Here is a 20238-nt window from a genome sequence, read left to right as displayed (position 1 = left end):
TAACATTAGGATGGAGGAATTTATATGTCTACAGGCGGTTGGGCAGGTAAAATAATAAGAGTAAATTTAACAAGTGGAAAAATAAGTTCAGAAGATACAAGCAAGTATCAGGATTTTATAGGCGGAATGGGTATCGGATACAAGGTGTTGTTCGATGAAGTTCCTGCAGGAACAAAACCATATGATGAAGCAAATAAAATAGTTGTTGGAACAGGTCCTTTATGTGGAAGCGGAGTTCCAATGAGTTCAAGAACAAACATTACATCATTATATCCTGGAACTGACATGAACCTTGTAACAGACAGCCACATGGGCGGAAACTTTGCAGCGTTCTTGAAATATGCAGGATGGGATGCAATAATCATAGAAGGAGCTTCAAGCAAACCGGTTTGGCTGAGAATTGAAGATGATAAAGTAAGCCTTGAAGATGCTTCCTCAGTATGGGGAACAGGTATTTACAACACAACTGCAGTAATTGGCTCAAAAATGGGCAAGGAATCTTGTGTTGCTGCAATTGGACAGGCTGGAGAAAATCTGGTTAACCTTTCAGTAATAATGAACGGTTCATCACACTCAGCCGGAGGTCATGGAGCGGTATTCGGATCTAAGAAACTTAAAGCTATCGGTGTTATAGGAACTGGTTCTGTAAAAATAGGCAAAGACAAAAAAGAGCTGATGGATTTGGATGCTTATGTTATGAAAGAAATAGTAGGCGCAAACAACCAGCACGTTGTTCCAAGCACTCCACAGCCTTGGTCAGAATTTGTATATGAAAACAGCCGTTGGACTGCCAGAGAAGGACTTACTTGGGGAGCTTCAGAAGGCAATATAGATACAGGAATTGCAGCACCTGGTGATGTAAACAAAGTTGGATACAGAACTATGAAAGCAATAAAGGATTTAGGTCCTGTGGCAGCAAAATATACTGTAAGAATGGGCGGATGTCAATCATGCCCAATCAGATGCCATGCTCAAATGAACATACCTCAGCTTGAGCAGTATGGAGTATCTCCTTATGCAGCAAATACATGTATGGGATGGTTCTCACCAGCTGGCGTAATGTTTAAGGGTACTAAGGACCAGAAAGAAGAAGGCGATGGCAACATGATCACCAGAGCACTTGGCTCACAATTGGCTGATGATTATGGTGTATGGTGCAACTATGGTAGTATAGGAAGAGACTTTGCTTATGCTTATGAATCAGGAATTATTAAAAAAGTTCTTCCAGAAGAAGAATACAACAGCATTCCTTGGAATTTATTAGAAGCAGGAGACCCTGCATTCCTGAAAGAATTCTACAGAAGAGTTACATTTAAGGAAGGTGAATTCAGCCACTTAGGTGATGGAACTTACCACATTGCAAAGAGATGGAACTTTGGAGCTGATTACTTTGATACTAAGAAATACAGCATGTGGTCACCACTTGGATTCCCTAAACACCATGCAAGTGACGAATCTTACCAGGTAGGAGCTATAATCAATTGTATGTTCAACAGAGATGCTCAGAGCCATTCACACCAAAACTTTATAAGTTCAGGACTTCCTGTTGATGTATTAAAGAAGATAGCAGAAAAATTATGGGGCTCAGGAGATGCAATTGACCCACCTGCAAATTATACTCCAATGAATGAGTATAAAGCAAAATTTGCAAAATATGGTGTTATCAGAAACTGCCTCCATGACTCATTGACATTGTGCAACTGGATGTGGCCATTGACAGCTTCTCCGCTAAAAGAAAGAGATTACATGGGAGACACATCATTGGAATCTAAATATTTCTCAGTTGTAACAGGAATAGATACAACAGAAGAAGAATTGGATTTAATGGGAGAAAGAGTATTTACACTGCATAGAGCATTGACTGTAAAAGAAATGGGCACAACTGACATGAGAGGAAAACACGATTTAATGGTTAACTGGGTATTTGACATTGATCCTGACAAGAAACCATTTACTGAAGGAACTATAAAAATGGATCGTGATGACATGCAGTTAGCATTAACAATGTTCTATAAAGAAATGGGCTGGGATGAAAAAACAGGTGCTCCAACAAGAGCAACTTTGGAAAAATTAAACATGAAGGATGTTGCAGACGAACTTGCTAAATTAGGTTTGTTACCGGCTTAATTTTTAAAAGGAGGAATTAAATTGTCAAAGGAAAAAGTTAATGACGAAATTCTTCAAGAAAATTTAGAATTTACGGCAAAGTATATCAGAGAAAATTCATATAATGGAAAATTCATAAAATATGATGATTTTTTTACAGAGCCTATTAGTTTAAAAGAAGAAGAGAAAGAGATTTTCTTTGAAAAATTATTCAGCAATGAAGAATACAGCGATATTTCAGAACTTAAGGGCAAAGAAAACAGATATTTCTATTCAAAAAAAGAAATGAATGAAAATTATGCCAAATTGTTGTATCGAATTGAAGAAAAAGATATACTGAATATGGTTGCCGACAGAATTAGAACTGATTCAAAAAGATATCCGAAAACAACAAATTCAAATGTCTTTCTCAATGAACCATATAATTTGAAGAAAGATGAATTAGCTGAGCTGTACAAGCAGCTCAGCAATTTGGATGATTATAAGGATATAAAACAATCTGTAGCTTCAAACGGCGTAGTATGCGTATATTCAGACAAATTTTTATCGCAGGGCTATGCAGATGCTTTAACAGAATTACAAGAGGTTACTCGTATAGAAAGCCAGTAAGGAGTCAATAATGAAAGAAACTATGGTTTTACAAAAAGTTAATATATGTGAGGAAGAACCTGTTGAATTTTTGCTAAACGGAAAAAATTTAGTAACTTTCATGTGCACTCTTGAAGAACTTAAGGAATTGGCAATAGGACATTTGTACAGCCGCGGTATTATAAAAAGTGCTGACGAAATTTCTTCCCTGGGAGCATGCAAGGATATGAAAATGATTTTCGGTACTACAGACAGGGAGGTTGACTTTGACGGCATAGAACTTAACACAGTTCTTCAAAGCGGTTGCGGAAGCGGAGTTAAATTCAACAATTCCATTGCTAAGTTACCAAAAATTAATTCTGATTTTCATATAACCTTGGATACCATTAAGGAAAGAGCTGTTGAAATGTTCTCCCAGGCGTATATGTACAAACAGTACGGGGGAATGCACTGCGCTGCTGTTTCTGACGGCAACGAAATTATTGCGCTTTGTGAAGATGTAGGAAGACATAATGCTGTTGACAAAGTCATAGGAAAGGCATTATTATCAAATATAGATTTCAGCCAATCAATGATAATTACAACAGGCAGAATTTCCACAGATATGGTTTTAAAGGCAGCAAATATAGCATGCCCGTTAATAGCATCAAGGAGCATACCTACCACATCTGCTTTGGAACTGGCCAATAAATTAGGCATTACAGTCATAGGCAGGGTGGTTTCAAGCAAACCGGTGATTTACATGTATGAGGAAAGAATAGCCATTTAAAAAGGAGGACATTAAAATGTTTGGAAGATTAGGAGCAGGAGAGCTTATTTTAATACTTGCAATTGCGCTTGTTATTTTCGGACCGGCAAAGTTGCCGGAAATAGGCAAATCCATGGGTGAAGCAATAAACAATTTTAAAGGTTATCAGAACAAAGTAGCTAAAGAATTAGAAGTTGACCTTAAAGACGAAAAAAAGGAAAGCTAATTTAGCATACTGAATTACCACTGACAAAAAAGCCCCAGGGCTTTTTTGTTTTATATGGAATTAATAAAACAGGCGGACAAAATCCGCCCCTATAGTTTGTTGAAAATTAGGTCTGTCTTTCAATAGTCTTATTCACATGGAATGTGACTTTTATTATGTATTTATGTGATTTTACTAAAGCAGTGTATGTTCCAAAAATATTTTTAGACCTATTATTATAAGAATTGCTCCTCCAAGTATTTCTGCTTTTTGCTTGAACATTTCTCCGAATTTTTTTCCAAGATTAGATCCAAGTATTGAAGTTGCAAATGTTATTATTCCAATGAACAGGGCTGCATATGTAATGTTAACATTCATAACGGCAAATCCAATTCCTACGGCCAGGGCATCTATGCTTGTTGCAATTGCCTGAACAAACAGAATTTTTGATGTAAGGTATTTAGAGCCTGTAAGACATGCTTCCGGAAATTTTAGTTCCTCGATTGCTTCCTTAATCATTTTGCCGCCGATGAAGCCAAGCAAAATGAGCGCAATCCAATGGTCCAAAAATGAAATTTGTCTACTGAATGCGGAACCTACTATGAAACCTATTACAGGCATGAATGCCTGAAACAAGCCAAATGCCAAAGCAGTCCATATAATTTGTTTTTTATGTATGTTTCCAAAGCACATTCCATTAGAAATTGAAACTGCGCAGGCATCCATAGACAAGCCTATTGATGTAAAAAGCAAAGTAAAGTAACCCATATTTTCTCCTTCAAAATTAAAGACTCATGCATGCCAAGCGGATGCATGAGTCTCGTTTTTTAATGCAAGCCAGATCTTAGATCATTATGTTGACTTGCAACACTTTAGTGCAAACTACTCCCTCATGAAGTTTAAATAATTATAGCATGAGTATTTTTTGATTTCAAGTTTATTATGTAATTTTTAACAAAATTTATTATAAAAATTGTTGACATAGAAAGAGAAGAGTTATATATTTAAAATTGACATATGTCAAATACATTGGCAATTGACATGTGATGTATAATTAATATGAGATTGTTATACAATTAATCAACCAACATTAAATAATTACTAGGAGTTAAAAATGAGCGAAAATTGTAATTCAAACTGCAGTTCATGCAGCCAGGAATGCGAAAGCAGAAAAGAAGAAAAAACAGATTTTATGGAAAAACCTCACAAGATGAGCAACGTTAAAAAAGTAATAGGTGTTGTAAGCGGTAAAGGAGGAGTAGGAAAATCTCTTGTTACTTCAATGCTTGCAGTTACAATGCAAAGGCGTGGACACAGAGTTGGTATTTTAGATGCGGACATAACAGGTCCTTCAATACCAAAATCCTTTGGCGTTACTGAAAAAGCAAAAGGCAATGGATATGGTATTCTGCCATGCAAAAGCAAGACAGGAGTTGAGATTATGTCTATAAATCTGTTGCTTGAAGATGATACTGATCCAGTTGTTTGGAGAGGACCAGTTATTGCAGGCACAGTAAAACAATTCTGGACAGAAGTAATATGGAATGACATTGATTATTTGTTTGTTGATATGCCTCCTGGAACCGGAGATGTTCCTTTAACTGTATTTCAGTCCATACCTATTGATGGTATAGTTATTGTAACTTCACCTCAGGAACTTGTTTCAATGATAGTGGAAAAGGCTGTGAAGATGGCTGAAATGATGAACATACCTATAATAGGCATAGTTGAAAACATGTCTTATTTCAAATGTCCTGACTGCAATAAAGAATATAAAATCTTTGGAGACAGCAATATTGATAATGTTGCAAAAAACCACAACTTAAAAGTTATTGCAAAGCTTCCTATTGATCCTAAGATAGCAGCGTCTTGTGACAGAGGAATGGTAGAACTGTTAGATGACAGCTTATTCGGAAATATAGCTGAAATTTTATAATGTTAAATAATTAATTAATTGAATATAATTTCATAATGGTATAGTATATAATAGACATAAAATTTATTATATAAAGAGGTGTAAATATGCCGAGACCCAGAAAATGGAGAAAAGTTTGCTGCCTTCCTGACAGCAACCGGTTTGGGCCTTTAGATGTACCCATAGAGGGTGACTTTTTCGTAACAATGACAGTTGATGAATATGAAACAATACGGTTAATAGATTTGGAAGGCTTATCTCAGGAGGAGTGTGCCGGACAAATGAAAGTTGCCCGTACAACTGTTCAGGGGATCTATAGCGAAGCAAGAAAGAAGCTTGCGGAATCTCTTGTAAATGGAAAAGTATTGAGAATTGAAGGCGGAGACTACAAGCTGTGCGATGGAGATGGAGAAATATGTGTTGATTGTCGCTGTCCAAGAAGAAGTTACAACGGTTTATTATAAAACTATCTTTTAATACTTAGAAGTCAGACAAGCTGTGCCAAACTGCTATCTGGCTTTTTTTTGAAAAACCCGCAAATTTATTATTGCATTCAAAAAGCCGTTCTGATATAATACAAAGATAAATGAATATATTACTGTGATTGGAAGCAGTAGGTTTGTACATATTTTCAGAGAACTGTCGTTTGGTGCAAGGCAGCAATATGAAGACTGAACTCGTCCATGAGTTTTTGAAGCGAATCAAGTAGTTTCAAACGGTTATTGCCGTTAATATAAGAGTGAGGCATTTTGCCTAATTTGGGTGGTACCGCGGAGAGTCTTCGTCCCAGCATGGGAGAGGCTTTTTTTTATGCCCTAACCCTGTTTTTTCGACCAAAGGGAGAAATAAACAGCGGTAGGTCAAACACAATGAGTTCCCGATTTATGCGACCGTAGGGAGCTGATAAATTGGCGAACGAAACTGTGATATGCCCTAACCCTGTTTTTTCGACCAAAGGGAGAAATAAATTGATGGTAGGTCAAACGTAAATAATATCAAAAATTATTAATGGAGGAATAAAATGAAATCATACAATCCGCAAGCCGTAGAGAAAAAATGGCAGGAAATTTGGGAAAAGAATGAGACGTTCAAAGCACATGACAATTCTGATAAGAAGAAATTTTATGGTCTGGTAGAATTTCCGTATCCGTCAGGGGTAGGTCTGCATGTAGGCCATATTCGCGCATACACTTCTCTTGAAGTTATTTCAAGAAAAAGAAGACTGGAAGGTTACAACGTATTGTTTCCTATAGGCTGGGATGCATTCGGCCTTCCAACAGAAAATTATGCTATGCAGACAGGCAAGCATCCTAGAAAAGTAACAGATGACAACATAAAGGTTTTTACATCTCAATTAAAGGCAGCAGGATATTCTTTTGACTGGTCAAGAACTGTTGACACAACAGATCCTGAATATTACAAATGGACCCAGTGGATTTTTGTTCAGCTGTTCAAACACAATCTTGCATTCAAGGACAAAACATATGTAAACTTCTGTAACAAGTGCAAAGTTGTTCTTGCAAATGAAGAATCACAAAATGGTGTATGCGACAGATGCGGAAGCGAAGTTGTACAGATGGAAAAAGACGTATGGTTCCTGAAAATCAGGGAATATGCCGATAAACTGCTTGAAGGACTTAATGAAGTTGATTTTCTTCCAAGAATAAGACTTGAGCAGGAAAACTGGATTGGTCGTTCTTATGGTGCTGAAGTAGACTTCAAATTAAAAGATACAGATGACAATTTAAGAGTGTTCACAACAAGACCGGATACATTGTACGGAGTTACATTCATGGTTATTGCTCCGGAGCATCCTTTCCTTGAAAAATATGAATCCAGAATATCAAATATAGATGAAATACATGATTATCAGGATCAGTCAAGAAAGAAGACTGAATTTGAAAGAGTGCAGCTTGCCAAAGACAAGACAGGCGTTGAAATAAAAGGACTTAAAGCAATAAATCCTGTGTCTGGTGAAGAAGTTCCGGTATGGGTTGCAGACTATGTAATGATGGGCTACGGAACAGGAGCAATTATGGCAGTTCCTGCTCACGACTCAAGAGACTGGGAATTTGCAAAGAAGTTCAATATTCCTATAATTGAGGTCATTGCAGGCGGAAACGTTCAGGAAGAAGCATTCACAGATGTTGAAGAAGGAACTATGGTTAATTCAGGCATTTTGAACGGCCTTCAGGTAAAAGATGCTATTGCTAAAATGATAGATTATCTCCAGGAAAACAAGCTTGGAGAAAGAAAAACAAACTACAAGATGAAAGACTGGGCATTTAACAGGCAAAGATACTGGGGAGAGCCTATTCCAATAATCCATTGCCCTCACTGCGGAATGGTTCCTGTTCCTGAAGATGAGCTTCCTGTAAGACTTCCGGATGTTGAAAATTATCAACCTACAGACACAGGAGAATCTCCGCTTGCAAACATTGCAGAATGGGTTAATGTGAAATGTCCTGTATGCGGCGGCGATGCTAAGAGAGAAACAGACACTATGCCTCAATGGGCAGGTTCATCATGGTATTTCTTGAGATACATGGACCCAAGAAATCATGAAGCAATTGCATCAAAGGATAATTTTAATTACTGGGGACCTATTGACTGGTACAACGGCGGTATGGAACATGTTACAAGACACTTGATCTATTCAAGATTCTGGCACAGATTCCTGTACGATATAGGTGCAGTTCCATTCCCTGAACCATATGCTAAACGTACAGCACAGGGTTTGATACTTGGTTCTGACGGAGAAAAAATGTCAAAATCAAGAGGAAATGTTGTTAACCCTAATGACATTATAGATGAATTCGGAGCAGACACTTTAAGAACATACATTATGTTCATTGGTGATTATGAAAAATATGCTATTTGGAATGATTCAAGCGTTAAAGGATGCAAGAGATTTTTAGACCGTACATGGAAACTGCAGGATATGATTGTTGAAGGTGAAGGATACTCAGAAAAACATATGACTTTAATGCACAAAACAATCAAAAAAGTAAGCGAAGACTATGAAGCAATGAAATTCAACACTGCAATTGCTGCCATGATGAGCTTTGTAAACGAAGTGTTCAACGACGGTTTCGTTACAAGAGATGAGCTTAAATCATTCGTAACATTGTTAAACCCGGTTGCACCTCACGCAACAGAAGAAATATGGGAGGAACAAAACTTCGGAGGAATGCTTAACGAAGCAGAGTGGCCTGTTTGGGACGAAAATAAAACAGTTGATGATGTCATAGAGCTTCCTGTTCAAATAAGCGGTAAGGTGAGAGGAAAAATTACTGTATCTAAAGATGCTGATGTTGAAACAGCAAGAAAGCTTGCAAATGAAGATGAAAACATCAATAAATATATGGAAGGAAAATCCATTGTTAAAGAAATTTATGTTGCAGGAAAAATCTACAACATAGTTGTAAAATAGTTTAAATGCGGCGTTAATATAGTAACGCCGCATTAATTTTTATGTTATAATTGTTGAGTATTGTTATGATGAGTGTTTTATTATATAATATTTAATAATGAAATATGCACCGGAGGTAAAAATTGAACAACATTGAAGAAATCAAATTCGAATCAAAAGAAGAATTATATGATTACATGAATATGTCATTGGAAGGGCTTATTTCTGAAGAACCTGACTGGCTTGCAAATTTGTCAAATGCTGCAGCTTTATTGTGGATGCTCATGGATGATATAAACTGGGCGGGATTTTATCTTTATAAAAATGGAGAACTTGTTCTTGGACCATTCCAAGGAAAGCCTGCATGCACGCACATTCAGATTGGAAAAGGAGTATGCGGAACAGCGGCAGAACAAAACAAAACTCAGCTTGTGAAAAATGTTCATGAATTTCCTGGACACATTGCATGCGATTCCCAGTCTAATTCAGAAATAGTTATTCCACTTTTTAAAGAAAATAAAATCGTTGGAGTTCTTGACATCGACAGCCCAAAACTTGGCAGATTTGACGAGACAGATAAAAAATATCTTGAACAGTTTGCTGAGATACTAGAAAGATATGTGAAGTATCCGGAAGTCTTTATTTAAGCATTAGAACATTTAACACCCCTTTTCATATAATAAAATGAAAAGGGGTGAATTTATGAGTTCTATTAATGAAAACAATAGAATGGATTACAGCAAATATCCTTATTTCAACGGATATTTAGATTATTACAAAAATGCTGTTATGCAGCAGGGAGGATGCCGCTGCAAAAAATCATATTTCAGAATACTTAACGCCTATGCTGATAAACCCATTGACATACAGGTCAATGAAATACTTATGGCTGAAGATTTGAAAATCGGCGGACTCACAAAATACGTAAAGTTTGAACCGGGAACATACCATGTGAAAATTTACGATGCTCTTGATTCTAAAAACTTAATTTTTGAAACAAATCTGAAAATGGGCAGGAATTTGGCATATACAGGGGTAGTAACAAGGGATGATGATGATCCTGAGGATATAAGCATATTGATGGTTCCTGAGGAAAAGGAAAATTCAATAAAGGGAAGAATGTCATCGGTGAGACTCACAAACATAGCTTTAAATGCACCGGAAATGGAACTTGTTGCCCAGGACGGTACAGTTCTTTTCTCCCATGTTGATTACGGAGATGCTTCAGTGAACATAGCAATTCCTTCGGGAACCTATACGTTGTACTTAAGAAACAAAAATACTAAAAACAATGTACTTAAATTACCTTATGTGGATTTCGCCCCAAGGATGCATTACAATTTATTTATTGCTGAAAAGGAAGAGAACAATGATATTCAGCTTATAATACCTGAAGACGGAGTCAATTATCTTGAACTGTGTTAGAAAAACAAGCGCATGCTTGTTTTTTTAGCTTAGGCACCATATCAAAAACAGTTGTTGCTAATATTTGAATGTGATATAATGTAATAATGCATGATATTACAATTGAGGTGGAAAATGAAAACAATAGGAATCATAGGAGGAATGGGTCCTCTGGCAACTGTGCACTTGTATGAAAGAATAGTTTTAAGAACGAAAGCCTTGAGAGACCAGGATCACATTCGTGTTTTAATTGACAGCAACACAAATATACCGGACAGAACAAAAGCAATCATATCAGACGGAGAGGATCCGACCGTTGAACTTATGAAGTCTGCAAAAATACTTGAAAGCGGCGGAGCAGACTTTTTAATAATGCCCTGCAACACAGCACATTATTTCATCAACACAATACAGGAAGGCGTAAACATTCCTTTTATAAATATGGTTGAAGAAACTGTAAAGTACACTGCTGAAAAATACGGCAGTGATACAGTGGTTGGAATTCTGGCAACTGACGGTACAATAAAATCAAAAATTTATGAAAATTATTATGCAAGACTTGGAATAAAGACAGTTGTTCCTGATAAATCACAGGCTGATGTCATGAAGTTTATCTATGATGTAATTAAAAAAGGAAACTACAATGAAGGAACGTCTCTTATGTTCAGTGCTGTTGAAGAGCTGAAAGAAATGGGAGCAACATCATTTTTGCTGGGCTGCACAGAACTTTCATCTGCTCAGTACCTGTACAAGTTTGAAGGAAATTTTATAAATCCTATAGAAGTACTGACAGAAAAATCAATTGAGTATGCCGGAGGGCAACTTAACTAACACCGGAGGAATATATGAAACATTTAACATCGAGGCAAGCAGATTTAATGCTGTTTTTTGTGGCATTTTTTTGGGGGACAGGCTTTACAGTAACAAAGATTGCCCTGGACTTTTTCACAACATCACAGCTTCTTTTCATAAGATTTGCAATTGCATCGGCAGCTTCTCTGCTAATATTCAATAAAAACCTGAGAAAAACAACTGCATCAGATTTAAAGGCCGGAATAGTCATGGGACTTTTTCTTGCCTTGGGATACATACTTCAGACATTCGGTCTTGAAGGAACAACAGCAGGTAATTCAGCTTTTCTGACAGGAACCGGTGTAGTGATGATTCCGTTTTTCTTTTGGATGGTGACAAAAAAGAAACCTGGAAAAAACAATGTTATTGCAGCTGTCTTGATGTTTATTGGAATAATATTTTTGACTGTGGATTTTGACAATTTCGGAAAATTCAACAAGTGGGACTTCCTTACATTTTTATGTGCCATATCATTTGCATGGCAGGTGGTTGCAACCGGCATAGCTTCTCAGGACAAGGATCCGATCATTTTGTCAACTTTGCAGCTTTTAACAAGTACAGTAATATTTTTCATAATGATGATTTTTGAAAACAAAACAATAACATTGAACTTAAGCGGATCATTAAGCATGCTTTATCTTGGACTGGTATCTACAATGCTTTGCTTCCTCATGCAGACAGTTGGACAAAAATATACATCAACAACACATGCTGCAATTATTCTCAGTCTGGAATCTGTAATTGGAAGTGTTTTTGGAGTGATTTTTTTAGGAGAAAAATATTCAATAATGACAATTATAGCATTCATGTTTATATTTGTGGCAATAATAACTGCTGAAACAGGATTTGCATGGCTGTTTAAAAGTTCTCCAAAGCCTGAATAAAATTTAAGTTAAAAAATAATATTCTCTTGAACAATACGAACATTTATTGTATAATCATATAAAACATTCGTACGGAGTTGACATGAAAAAATATAAAAGAAATCAAAGAATCGGTGCATTAATGAAAATTTTCGCCGAAAAACCAAACTACATATTTTCGTACAATTACTTTTCTGAAGTTTTTAATGCTGCAAAGTCCACAATCAGCGAAGATGTGGCTATTGTAAAAGAACTGGTAAATGAACTTGATTACGGCAGAATTGAAACAATTTCAGGAGCATCCGGAGGGGCTGTCTTTATACCTGTAATGGGAATTGAAGAAAAGACAGATATATTATCGGAATTGTGCATGCTTTTTTCGCAAAAAAACAGAATTCTTCCCGGCGGATTTATTTACATGACTGATTTGTTCAACAATCCAAACATTGTTACAAACATAGCAAAGATCATTGCTTCAGAATTCTCAAACATAAAAATCGATTATATAATTACCGTAGAAACAAAAGGAATACCTGTTGCTGTTATGTCAGGACAAAAGCTTAATGTTCCGGTTGCAGTAATAAGAAGGAACAACAAAGTTACGGAAGGAGCAACAGTAAGCATAAATTATGTGTCCGGCTCATCAAACAATATTCAGACAATGTCATTGTCCAGAAGGTCTCTTAAGGAAAATTCCCGAGTTCTTATTGTGGATGATTTCATGAAGGGCGGAGGAACATGCAAGGGCATGGCAGACATGATGAGGGAGTTTAATGCTGAGGTTGTGGGAACTGCAGTTGTAATAGAAACTAAGGAACCTGAAAAGAAACTTGTCGATAATTATTTGTCACTTTTGGTGCTAAATAAGATTAATGAGAAGGAAGGTTTAATAGAAATAGTACCTAATTATAAATTGTTAAAATAATTTCATAATTTTTTATAAAAAAATGAAAATGTTTTTTTGCATTTCTCAAATAAGTATAGTATAATGAATATGAAATTATACAGACATAAACTTTTGGGGGAAGGTGGTGACGACATGAAAATATCAGACGTCAGAGTAAGAAAAATTAACTCAGAGGGCAAGATGAAGGCAATCGTTTCCGTAACTTTTGATGATTGCTTCGTGGTACATGACATCAAAATTATTGAAGGGCAGGAAGGATTGTTCATAGCAATGCCGAGCAGAAAAATGCCCGATGGAGAGTTTAAAGATATAGCTTATCCAATTAATTCAGAAACCAGGAATCTTGTGGCAGAGGCAGTATTTAAAGCGTATGAAGAAAAACGTTTGGAAGAAGGAGACAATGCTGAAGAAGCAGCTCTTCTGTAACGTAAAACTGATGATTTCATCAACAGTTTTGGGTCTTGTTGAAGGCCCTTTTTTATTGGTTGTAATATAACGGTTTTGTTCAATTTATTCAACATTTATTTGTGTTTCCATATTATAAAGCTGAAAAACTTTTTTTGACTTAATTAATTATATGATATATAATATCTCAGTATTACAAATAAGGAGAAATAATATGAATATGTCTATTATTTTAGCAGCCGGTGAAGGTACCAGAATGAAATCAGACATTCCTAAAACACTGCATAAGGTTTGCGGTAAAGAAATGATAAGGTACATAATAGAAGCTGCAGAAAATTCACAAATAGAAAAAAACATTGTTGTTTTGGGACATGGAAAAGAAAAAGTTGGAAACAATATAAAAGATATGGATGTAATAACCGTTGAACAGCCCATAGGTGAAGGTTCTCCATACGGAACAGGCTATGCTGTAATGGTTGCAAAAGAGCATATCAACGATGATGACACTGTAGTTATTCTTTGCGCAGACGGTCCTCTCATTAGAAAAGAAACACTGATTTCTTTCATAGGGTATCACAATGAAAGTGATTGTGCTGTTTCTGTGATGACTGCAATTATGGAAAACCCGAAAGGACTAGGAAGAATAGTAAGAAATGAAGATTCGTCCATAGACAAAATTGTTGAAGAAAAAGATGCAACAGAAGACATTAAAAAAATCAAGGAAATCAATACAGGAATATATTGCTTCAAGGGAATTCTTTTGAAGAATGCCTTGGAAAAAATAGATACAAACAATTCCCAGAATGAATATTACCTTACAGATACCATAAAGGTGCTTAACAGCGAAGGATATAAAATAGGCGGCTGGGTGCTTGAGGACTCAACAGATATAAGAGCAGTAAACGACAGAGTGCAGTTATCTGAAGTGACAAAAATAATGCAGGACAGAATAAATAAACGCCACATGCTAAGCGGAGTTACAATAATTAATCCTGAGAATACATATATTGAAGATTCTGTTGAAATAGGAAGAGACACTGTGATTTATCCAGGAACATTCCTTGAAGGCAGCACAATAGTCGGAACAAACTGCGTCATAGGCCCAAACACAAGAATTATCAGTTCAACTGTAAAAAACAATGTGACAATAGAAAGCTCAAAAGTAATAGAAGCAAGCATTGATGATGGAACTACCGTAGGTCCGTTTGCATATTTAAGACCAGGCACAGAACTTGGCAAAAATGTAAAAATCGGTGATTTTGTGGAAGTTAAAAAATCTATAATCGGAGACAATTCAAAATCATCTCATTTGTCTTACATAGGAGATGCTGAAGTTGGAAAAGATGTAAACATCGGCTGTGGTGTTGTTTTTGTCAATTATGACGGAAAGAAAAAACACAAGACAATCGTGGGGGATGGAGCATTCATAGGAAGCAATTCAAATCTTGTGGCGCCGGTTAATGTGGAGCAGGGAGGATATGTAGCCTGCGGTTCCACAATAACAGACGACGTACAGGAAGGAGACCTTGCCATTGCCAGAGCAAGACAGGTCAACAAAAAAGGTTTAGGGAAAAACAGATATTAAGAGGTAAATATGTACATTATAGCAGGACTTGGCAATCCAGGCAAAGAATATGCAGGCACAAGGCACAATGTGGGCTATGATACAATTGATTATTTGGCTGAAAAGCATAATTTAAGCCTAAATAAACTCAAATTCAACTCTGTATATGGTGAAACAAACATAGACGGAGAAAAAGTCATGCTCGTAAAGCCTGTTACTTTCATGAACAGAAGCGGAATTGCCATCAAAGAAATATTAAGTTTTTATAAAATACCATCTGAAAATTTAATCGTTATTTACGATGATATAGACATTCCGGCCGGCTCTTTAAGAATCAGGCCAAACGGGAGTCCCGGAACACACAATGGAATGAAGTCGATTACCGAACATGTGGGTAACGGAAATTTTCCGCGTGTTAGAGTTGGCATTGGCAGAAATCCTGACATGGATCTGGCTGACTATGTTCTTCAAAAATTCAGTGCAGCTGACAGGGATAAAATAAATCCCATAATAGAGAAGGCGGCCGAAGCAATTGTTGAAATAATCTCGGTCGGCACAGACAGCGCCATGCAGAAATACAATATAAACAATAGATAGACAATCGATTTGCAATTGATAAGAATAGGCTCAGTACTATTTTTCAACTTGCTCAATCTATTGTAGAGGTAAGTATGAACAAGGTTTTATTTGAGCAATTCCAAAAAACAGAAAAGTATAATAAAGTTATACAAAATTATCAAAGAGGCAGGAGTCAGCTCGTTCAAAGCATCAACGAAGATGGAACTGCCTACTTGGCATGCAATCTTCTGGATACAACAGCAAGCAAAATTCTTATAATTACAAGCAGCGAAACTAAATCCAGAAAATATGAAGAAGCAGTAAAATCATATATTGCAGATGGTGAAAGACTTCAGCCGAAGGAATTTCTGCTATACAATGTTGATGCTTTAAGTAAAGATGCGGAATACAAAAGAGCTGAAGTTCTCGACAAAATACTAAGTTCGAAAAAGGCAATAATCACTGCATCCGTCAATTCTGTCTTAACAAGGGTTATGCCTAAAGATAGGTTTAAGGAAAGTACTATAGAATTAAAATACGGCAAATCTTATGACTTGAACCAGCTGCGCAGCAATTTGATAAAGCTTAAATATGAAAGGGTTGATGCAGTTGAAGGCGTAGGTCAGTTTTCTGTAAGAGGAGGCATAATTGATGTCTTTTCTCCTTCTGAAACAAATCCGTGCAGAATTGAATTTTTTGATGATGAAGTTGATTCCATAAGATTGGTTGATTTAAAAACTCAGCGCTCTATCAAAAATTTAAAATCTGTAAGAATAATTCCATGCGGAGATTTAATTTTTAAGAAAGAAGAAATAAAAAAGATTTTGTCTGAAATTGATTTGGATTATCAAAACAGGCTGAGTAAGGTTCACAGCCTTCCAAATTCAAAGGATGTTGAAAAAAAGCTAAAAAGCCTTTACAACATTTACCAGGATAAACTCATGGGAGGAATTGGAATAGAAAATTCTGATTTGCTTGTTCCATTCATAAAAGACAGCTTTGTAAGTGTCTTGGATTACTTCGATGATGATTTTGTTCTCATTGTAGATGAGCCTGAAAGAGTTTTCGAGGAAGAAAAATCGTTAAATGAAAGTTTTCAGCTTAAGTACAGCGAACTTTTTGAAAAGGGGGAAATATTCTCCAAGCAAAGCAATGTTTATTTAAGCGACAGGGAATTGATATCAAAAATAACCAGCAGACCTTTTATTTCAATAAATGGCAAAAACAAAACATTTGAAGCAGATGAAACGCTTCAGTTCATGTTCAAGGAACCGTCATCATATTACGGAAAGCTTGAAGACTTGTCAAAAGATTTGAACCGATTGAAGTACAAGGGCTATAAAATTGCAATAATCTTAAGCAGCTCTGAAAGCTGCTTGAAACTTCACAACTTATTAAACGACTATGAATGCAGCACAGTTCTTTCCAAAGACACAAATATTGCAGCCGAAAGCGGACAAGTGGTGATTGTGCCAGGAGAACTAAAAAAGGGTTTTGAATATTACGACAACAAAATACTTGTGCTTACAGAAAATGAAATATTTGGTTCGTTCAGAAAAAAGACACACAAGACCAAGAAACAAAAGGGATCAAAACTAGACGTCTTCACAGATTTAAAGGTTGGAGACTATGTAGTACACGAGCACCACGGTATAGGTCAGTATGTGGGCATAGAAAAAATTGAAGTTCAAAACATCAAGAAAGACTATCTTTGCATAAAATACAAAGGTGAAGATAAGCTTTTTGTGCCTGTTGACCAGATGTCCCTCATTCAAAAATACATCGGTTCAGATTCAGAAAAACCGAAATTGAACAAGATGGGAAGCGCAGACTGGGGTAAGACCAAGGAGCGTTCAAAAGCTGCCATTGAAAACATGGCAGGAGAACTGGTAAAATTATACGCCCAGAGAAAAGTTGTAAAGGGATTTGCATTTTCACCGGACACTGAATGGCAGAAAGAATTTGAATACAAATTTCCTTTTGAAGAAACTGATGACCAGTTAAGATGCATTAAGGAAATAAAAAAAGATATGGAACGCCCGATTTCCATGGACAGACTTCTTTGCGGAGACGTTGGATTCGGCAAGACAGAGGTAGCCATGAGGGCTGCATTTAAGGCTGTTATGGAATCAAAACAGGTTGCGATACTTGTTCCTACAACCATACTTGCACAGCAGCACTACACAAACATAGTGGAGCGCTTCAGAGGATATCCTGTTAAGATTGAAATGCTAAGCCGTTTCAGAACACCATACCAGCAGGCAAAAATAGTAAGTGATTTAAACAAGGGTCTTGTTGACGTGGTGGTTGGAACTCACAAGCTTCTTTCAAAGGACCTTAAATTCAAGGACTTAGGACTGCTTATAATAGATGAGGAACAAAGGTTTGGTGTTAAGCACAAAGAACAGATAAAACAGCTTAAAACCAACATAGACGTTCTAACCCTATCAGCAACTCCAATACCTAGAACCCTGCACATGTCCATGATAGGCGTAAGGGATATGAGCATTATATCAGAACCTCCCGGAGACAGGCTTCCTATACAGACATATGTAATTGAACACAACGACGGCATAATAAAAGATGCCATTGAAAAAGAACTTTCAAGAGGCGGTCAGGTATATTATGTTCACAACAAGGTAATAGACATTGAATCTACAGCTTCAAGACTGCAAAGGCTGATACCGGAAGCACGTATAGCAGTTGCCCACGGTCAAATGAACGAAAGACATCTTGAAAACATAATGCTTGGTTTCGTTCAAAAGGAATATGACATACTTGTATGCACTACAATAATAGAAACAGGCATGGACATTCCAAATGTAAACACGCTGATTATAGACAATGCAGATCATCTGGGATTGTCCCAGCTTTACCAGCTAAGGGGCAGAATAGGAAGATCAAATAAGATATCCTTTGCGTACTTAACTTACGAAAAGGACAAAATGCTTTCTGAGGTTGCAGACAAAAGGCTCAAAGCAATCAAGGAGTTCACTGAGTTTGGCTCAGGTTTTAAAATTGCAATGCGGGACCTTGAAATAAGGGGATGCGGAAACATACTTGGTGCAGAACAACACGGACACATGCTTGCCATAGGTTACGACTTGTATGTTAAGTTCCTAGAAAGGGCAGTAAAAGAACTCCAGGGTAAAATGGAACTGGATGAAGATTTTGAAACTTCTGTTGATTTAAGTGTGGATGGCTATATTCCGTCAACTTACATTGAAAACGAAGAACAAAAGATTGAAATTTATAAAAAGATTGCAGCAACTTCCGGAAAAGATGACATTTATGACATCACAGAGGAAATTATTGACCGCTTCGGAAATCCTCCAAAGCAGGTTGATAATCTGCTTAAAATATCATATATCAAATCATTGTGCAAGAAGCTTCACGTTAAGGGGATTACACAGTCAGGAAACACTGTTAACATTGAAATGAATTCAGGCAATGATTTAAATCAGGAATTGATAGGCTACTTAATTGAAAATTATAACGCAAAAATAAAATTTGACGTATCAAAGGTGCCTATGATTAAATATAAATTAGATTCCTCAGAACAAATGAAAATACTTGAGGAACTTGAAAGATTCTTTGAAATATTAAATAATTACAAAACAGGTTTAAATGCCTGCCAAGGAGGAAAAAATGAACAAATTTAGAAAGTCACTGGGCCTTGCATTAACATTATGTGTTGCATTAGCTTTAACAGCATGCTCAGATACAAGTGGTGAAACTACTGACACAATCAATCAGGAAGGTGTTGTTGCTACAGTAAATGACAAGACAATAACACAGGAAGAATTTGACGAAACACTGCAGTCATACAAGATGATGGTTGAGTCTCAGTACGGCGAAGGCGCATGGGACACTGAAATTTCTGCAGGACAAACAATGGGAAGCTATTATGAAAACTCTCTTTTGGATAATATGATACTGGAAATGCTTATGGTTGAAGCAGCAGGAAAAGAAGGAATCACAATGACAGATGAAGACCTTCAGACACAAATGGATGAATTCAAGGCATATTTTGATACAGATGAAGAATACAAGACATTTTTAGAAGAAAAAGCAATGTCTGAAGACTACTTAAAGGAATCACTGAAGAAGGAATTCTTAATTAACCATTTTCTTGCAATTAAAATAGAAAATTTACAGCCAACAGATGATGAGCTTAAGACAATTTTCGACGACCTGAAGATGAATCAGCAAGTAAGAGCAAGACACATTTTAGTAAATACTGAAGATGAAGCTAAGGCAGTAATCGACAGACTCAACAAAGGTGAAAAGTTTGAAGACCTTGCTAAGGAACTTTCAGTTGACACTTCAAGCGGAGCAAACGGAGGAGATTTGGATTACTTCTCATACACAGACATGGTACAGCCATTCTCAGATGCTGCATTTTCAATGGAAATCGGCGACATAAGCGAACCTGTTAAATCTGACTTTGGATACCACATCATTGAAGTGACTGACAAGACTGTTGATGACTCAGTGACATTGGAAACAAAGAAAGATGAACTTACAGAATATTACAAATCATACAAATATGAGGACTTACTGGAAGATTTAAAAAGCAATGCAAACATTGTGAAAAAACAGTAAAGAAGTAAATAATAGTAAATAAATGTTGCTATTACTAAAATGTTCTTATATAATATTAAATGATATTTCCAATAATATCCGGAAATAAAAAAGGATAAAATCTATT

General features: G+C 36.4%; 18 protein-coding genes and 1 other annotated feature. Of the genes, 17 read left to right on the top strand and 1 reads right to left on the bottom strand.

Features of this window, described 5'->3' with window-relative positions:
* Window positions 1–24 precede the first annotated feature (24 nt).
* The 4 genes from BN358_RS02070 to tatA are packed head-to-tail and all read left to right on the top strand — an operon-like array spanning window position 25 to window position 3668.
* Entirely contained in the window at window positions 25–2127 is a 2103-nt protein-coding gene (locus tag BN358_RS02070; RefSeq protein ID WP_019227669.1) for an aldehyde ferredoxin oxidoreductase, read from the top strand.
* Window positions 2128–2148: 21 nt separating this feature from the next.
* On the top strand, window positions 2149–2715 hold the full coding sequence (locus BN358_RS02065; RefSeq protein ID WP_019227668.1) for a hypothetical protein: 567 nt from the start codon (window positions 2149–2151) through the stop codon (window positions 2713–2715).
* 10 nt (window positions 2716–2725) lie between these two features.
* Entirely contained in the window at window positions 2726–3463 is a 738-nt protein-coding gene (fdhD, locus tag BN358_RS02060; RefSeq protein ID WP_019227667.1) for a formate dehydrogenase accessory sulfurtransferase FdhD, read from the top strand.
* A 16-nt stretch (window positions 3464–3479) separates the two neighbouring features.
* Window positions 3480–3668, top strand: coding sequence for a twin-arginine translocase TatA/TatE family subunit (tatA, locus tag BN358_RS02055; RefSeq protein ID WP_019227666.1), 189 nt, complete (start codon window positions 3480–3482; stop codon window positions 3666–3668).
* 174 nt (window positions 3669–3842) lie between these two features.
* Here the strand turns inward: tatA and BN358_RS02050 are convergent, their stop codons facing one another.
* The gene (locus tag BN358_RS02050; protein ID WP_019227665.1) at window positions 3843–4415 is read right to left on the bottom strand and encodes a manganese efflux pump MntP family protein; all 573 of its coding nucleotides are present in this window, start codon (window positions 4413–4415) and stop codon (window positions 3843–3845) included.
* A 346-nt stretch (window positions 4416–4761) separates the two neighbouring features.
* On the opposite strand from BN358_RS02050, the gene BN358_RS02045 reads away from it, so the two are divergent.
* From BN358_RS02045 to BN358_RS01985, 13 genes are all read left to right on the top strand, one after another.
* Window positions 4762–5583, top strand: coding sequence for an Mrp/NBP35 family ATP-binding protein (locus BN358_RS02045; RefSeq protein ID WP_019227664.1), 822 nt, complete (start codon window positions 4762–4764; stop codon window positions 5581–5583).
* 86 nt (window positions 5584–5669) lie between these two features.
* Window positions 5670–6026 carry a DUF134 domain-containing protein gene (locus tag BN358_RS02040; RefSeq protein WP_019227663.1) on the top strand — a complete coding sequence of 119 codons (357 nt, stop codon included), beginning with the start codon at window positions 5670–5672 and terminating at the stop codon, window positions 6024–6026.
* A gap of 127 nt (window positions 6027–6153) precedes the next feature.
* Window positions 6154–6354 (top strand) — a binding site (T-box leader).
* Between the two features lie 229 nt (window positions 6355–6583).
* Window positions 6584–8995 carry a leucine--tRNA ligase gene (gene leuS / locus BN358_RS02035; protein ID WP_019227662.1) on the top strand — a complete coding sequence of 804 codons (2412 nt, stop codon included), beginning with the start codon at window positions 6584–6586 and terminating at the stop codon, window positions 8993–8995.
* Between the two features lie 122 nt (window positions 8996–9117).
* Entirely contained in the window at window positions 9118–9621 is a 504-nt protein-coding gene (locus BN358_RS02030) for a GAF domain-containing protein (RefSeq protein WP_019227661.1), read from the top strand.
* A 55-nt stretch (window positions 9622–9676) separates the two neighbouring features.
* A complete protein-coding gene (locus BN358_RS02025) occupies window positions 9677–10399 on the top strand; it encodes a DUF4397 domain-containing protein (RefSeq protein WP_019227660.1) in 723 nt (240 codons plus the stop codon).
* Window positions 10400–10513: 114 nt separating this feature from the next.
* Window positions 10514–11209, top strand: a complete 696-nt coding sequence (locus tag BN358_RS02020) for an aspartate/glutamate racemase family protein (protein ID WP_019227659.1) — start codon at window positions 10514–10516, stop codon at window positions 11207–11209.
* A gap of 14 nt (window positions 11210–11223) precedes the next feature.
* Window positions 11224–12114, top strand: a complete 891-nt coding sequence (locus BN358_RS02015) for a DMT family transporter (protein ID WP_019227658.1) — start codon at window positions 11224–11226, stop codon at window positions 12112–12114.
* A gap of 82 nt (window positions 12115–12196) precedes the next feature.
* Entirely contained in the window at window positions 12197–13018 is an 822-nt protein-coding gene (purR, locus tag BN358_RS02010) for a pur operon repressor (RefSeq protein WP_019227657.1), read from the top strand.
* 114 nt (window positions 13019–13132) lie between these two features.
* Window positions 13133–13426 (top strand): septation regulator SpoVG, encoded by a 294-nt coding sequence (gene spoVG / locus BN358_RS02005; protein WP_019227656.1) that lies wholly within the window; start codon window positions 13133–13135, stop codon window positions 13424–13426.
* A 193-nt stretch (window positions 13427–13619) separates the two neighbouring features.
* Entirely contained in the window at window positions 13620–14990 is a 1371-nt protein-coding gene (gene glmU, locus BN358_RS02000; RefSeq protein ID WP_019227655.1) for a bifunctional UDP-N-acetylglucosamine diphosphorylase/glucosamine-1-phosphate N-acetyltransferase GlmU, read from the top strand.
* Window positions 14991–14999: 9 nt separating this feature from the next.
* Complete coding sequence (gene pth, locus BN358_RS01995) at window positions 15000–15566, top strand: aminoacyl-tRNA hydrolase (RefSeq protein WP_019227654.1); 567 nt, start codon at window positions 15000–15002, stop codon at window positions 15564–15566.
* Window positions 15567–15640: 74 nt separating this feature from the next.
* Complete coding sequence (gene mfd, locus BN358_RS01990) at window positions 15641–19189, top strand: transcription-repair coupling factor (protein ID WP_019227653.1); 3549 nt, start codon at window positions 15641–15643, stop codon at window positions 19187–19189.
* On the top strand, window positions 19176–20132 hold the full coding sequence (locus BN358_RS01985; protein WP_019227652.1) for a peptidylprolyl isomerase: 957 nt from the start codon (window positions 19176–19178) through the stop codon (window positions 20130–20132). The genes mfd and BN358_RS01985 overlap by 14 nt, the downstream gene beginning before the upstream one ends.
* Window positions 20133–20238: the final 106 nt, after the last annotated feature.

This window comes from Sedimentibacter sp. B4 (assembly GCF_000309315.1).
Classification (GTDB): domain Bacteria; phylum Bacillota; class Clostridia; order Tissierellales; family Sedimentibacteraceae; genus Sedimentibacter; species Sedimentibacter saalensis.
Note: the sequence above shows the minus strand (reverse complement) of the source record. Positions and strands in the feature narration are given on the sequence as shown.

Excerpts from the sequence above, each read along its gene's own strand:
- mfd (WP_019227653.1), top strand. The coding sequence starts at position 15,641 with ATGAACAAGGTTTTATTTGAGCAATTCCAAAAAACAGAAAAGTATAAT.
- purR (WP_019227657.1), top strand. The coding sequence starts at position 12,197 with ATGAAAAAATATAAAAGAAATCAAAGAATCGGTGCATTAATGAAAATT.
- BN358_RS01985 (WP_019227652.1), top strand. The coding sequence starts at position 19,176 with ATGAACAAATTTAGAAAGTCACTGGGCCTTGCATTAACATTATGTGTT.
- BN358_RS02070 (WP_019227669.1), top strand. The coding sequence starts at position 25 with ATGTCTACAGGCGGTTGGGCAGGTAAAATAATAAGAGTAAATTTAACA.
- leuS (WP_019227662.1), top strand. The coding sequence starts at position 6,584 with ATGAAATCATACAATCCGCAAGCCGTAGAGAAAAAATGGCAGGAAATT.
- BN358_RS02040 (WP_019227663.1), top strand. The coding sequence starts at position 5,670 with ATGCCGAGACCCAGAAAATGGAGAAAAGTTTGCTGCCTTCCTGACAGC.
- glmU (WP_019227655.1), top strand. The coding sequence starts at position 13,620 with ATGAATATGTCTATTATTTTAGCAGCCGGTGAAGGTACCAGAATGAAA.
- BN358_RS02050 (WP_019227665.1), bottom strand. The coding sequence starts at position 4,415 with ATGGGTTACTTTACTTTGCTTTTTACATCAATAGGCTTGTCTATGGAT.
- BN358_RS02020 (WP_019227659.1), top strand. The coding sequence starts at position 10,514 with ATGAAAACAATAGGAATCATAGGAGGAATGGGTCCTCTGGCAACTGTG.
- pth (WP_019227654.1), top strand. The coding sequence starts at position 15,000 with ATGTACATTATAGCAGGACTTGGCAATCCAGGCAAAGAATATGCAGGC.
- fdhD (WP_019227667.1), top strand. The coding sequence starts at position 2,726 with ATGAAAGAAACTATGGTTTTACAAAAAGTTAATATATGTGAGGAAGAA.
- BN358_RS02045 (WP_019227664.1), top strand. The coding sequence starts at position 4,762 with ATGAGCGAAAATTGTAATTCAAACTGCAGTTCATGCAGCCAGGAATGC.
- BN358_RS02025 (WP_019227660.1), top strand. The coding sequence starts at position 9,677 with ATGAGTTCTATTAATGAAAACAATAGAATGGATTACAGCAAATATCCT.
- BN358_RS02015 (WP_019227658.1), top strand. The coding sequence starts at position 11,224 with ATGAAACATTTAACATCGAGGCAAGCAGATTTAATGCTGTTTTTTGTG.
- tatA (WP_019227666.1), top strand. The coding sequence starts at position 3,480 with ATGTTTGGAAGATTAGGAGCAGGAGAGCTTATTTTAATACTTGCAATT.
- spoVG (WP_019227656.1), top strand. The coding sequence starts at position 13,133 with ATGAAAATATCAGACGTCAGAGTAAGAAAAATTAACTCAGAGGGCAAG.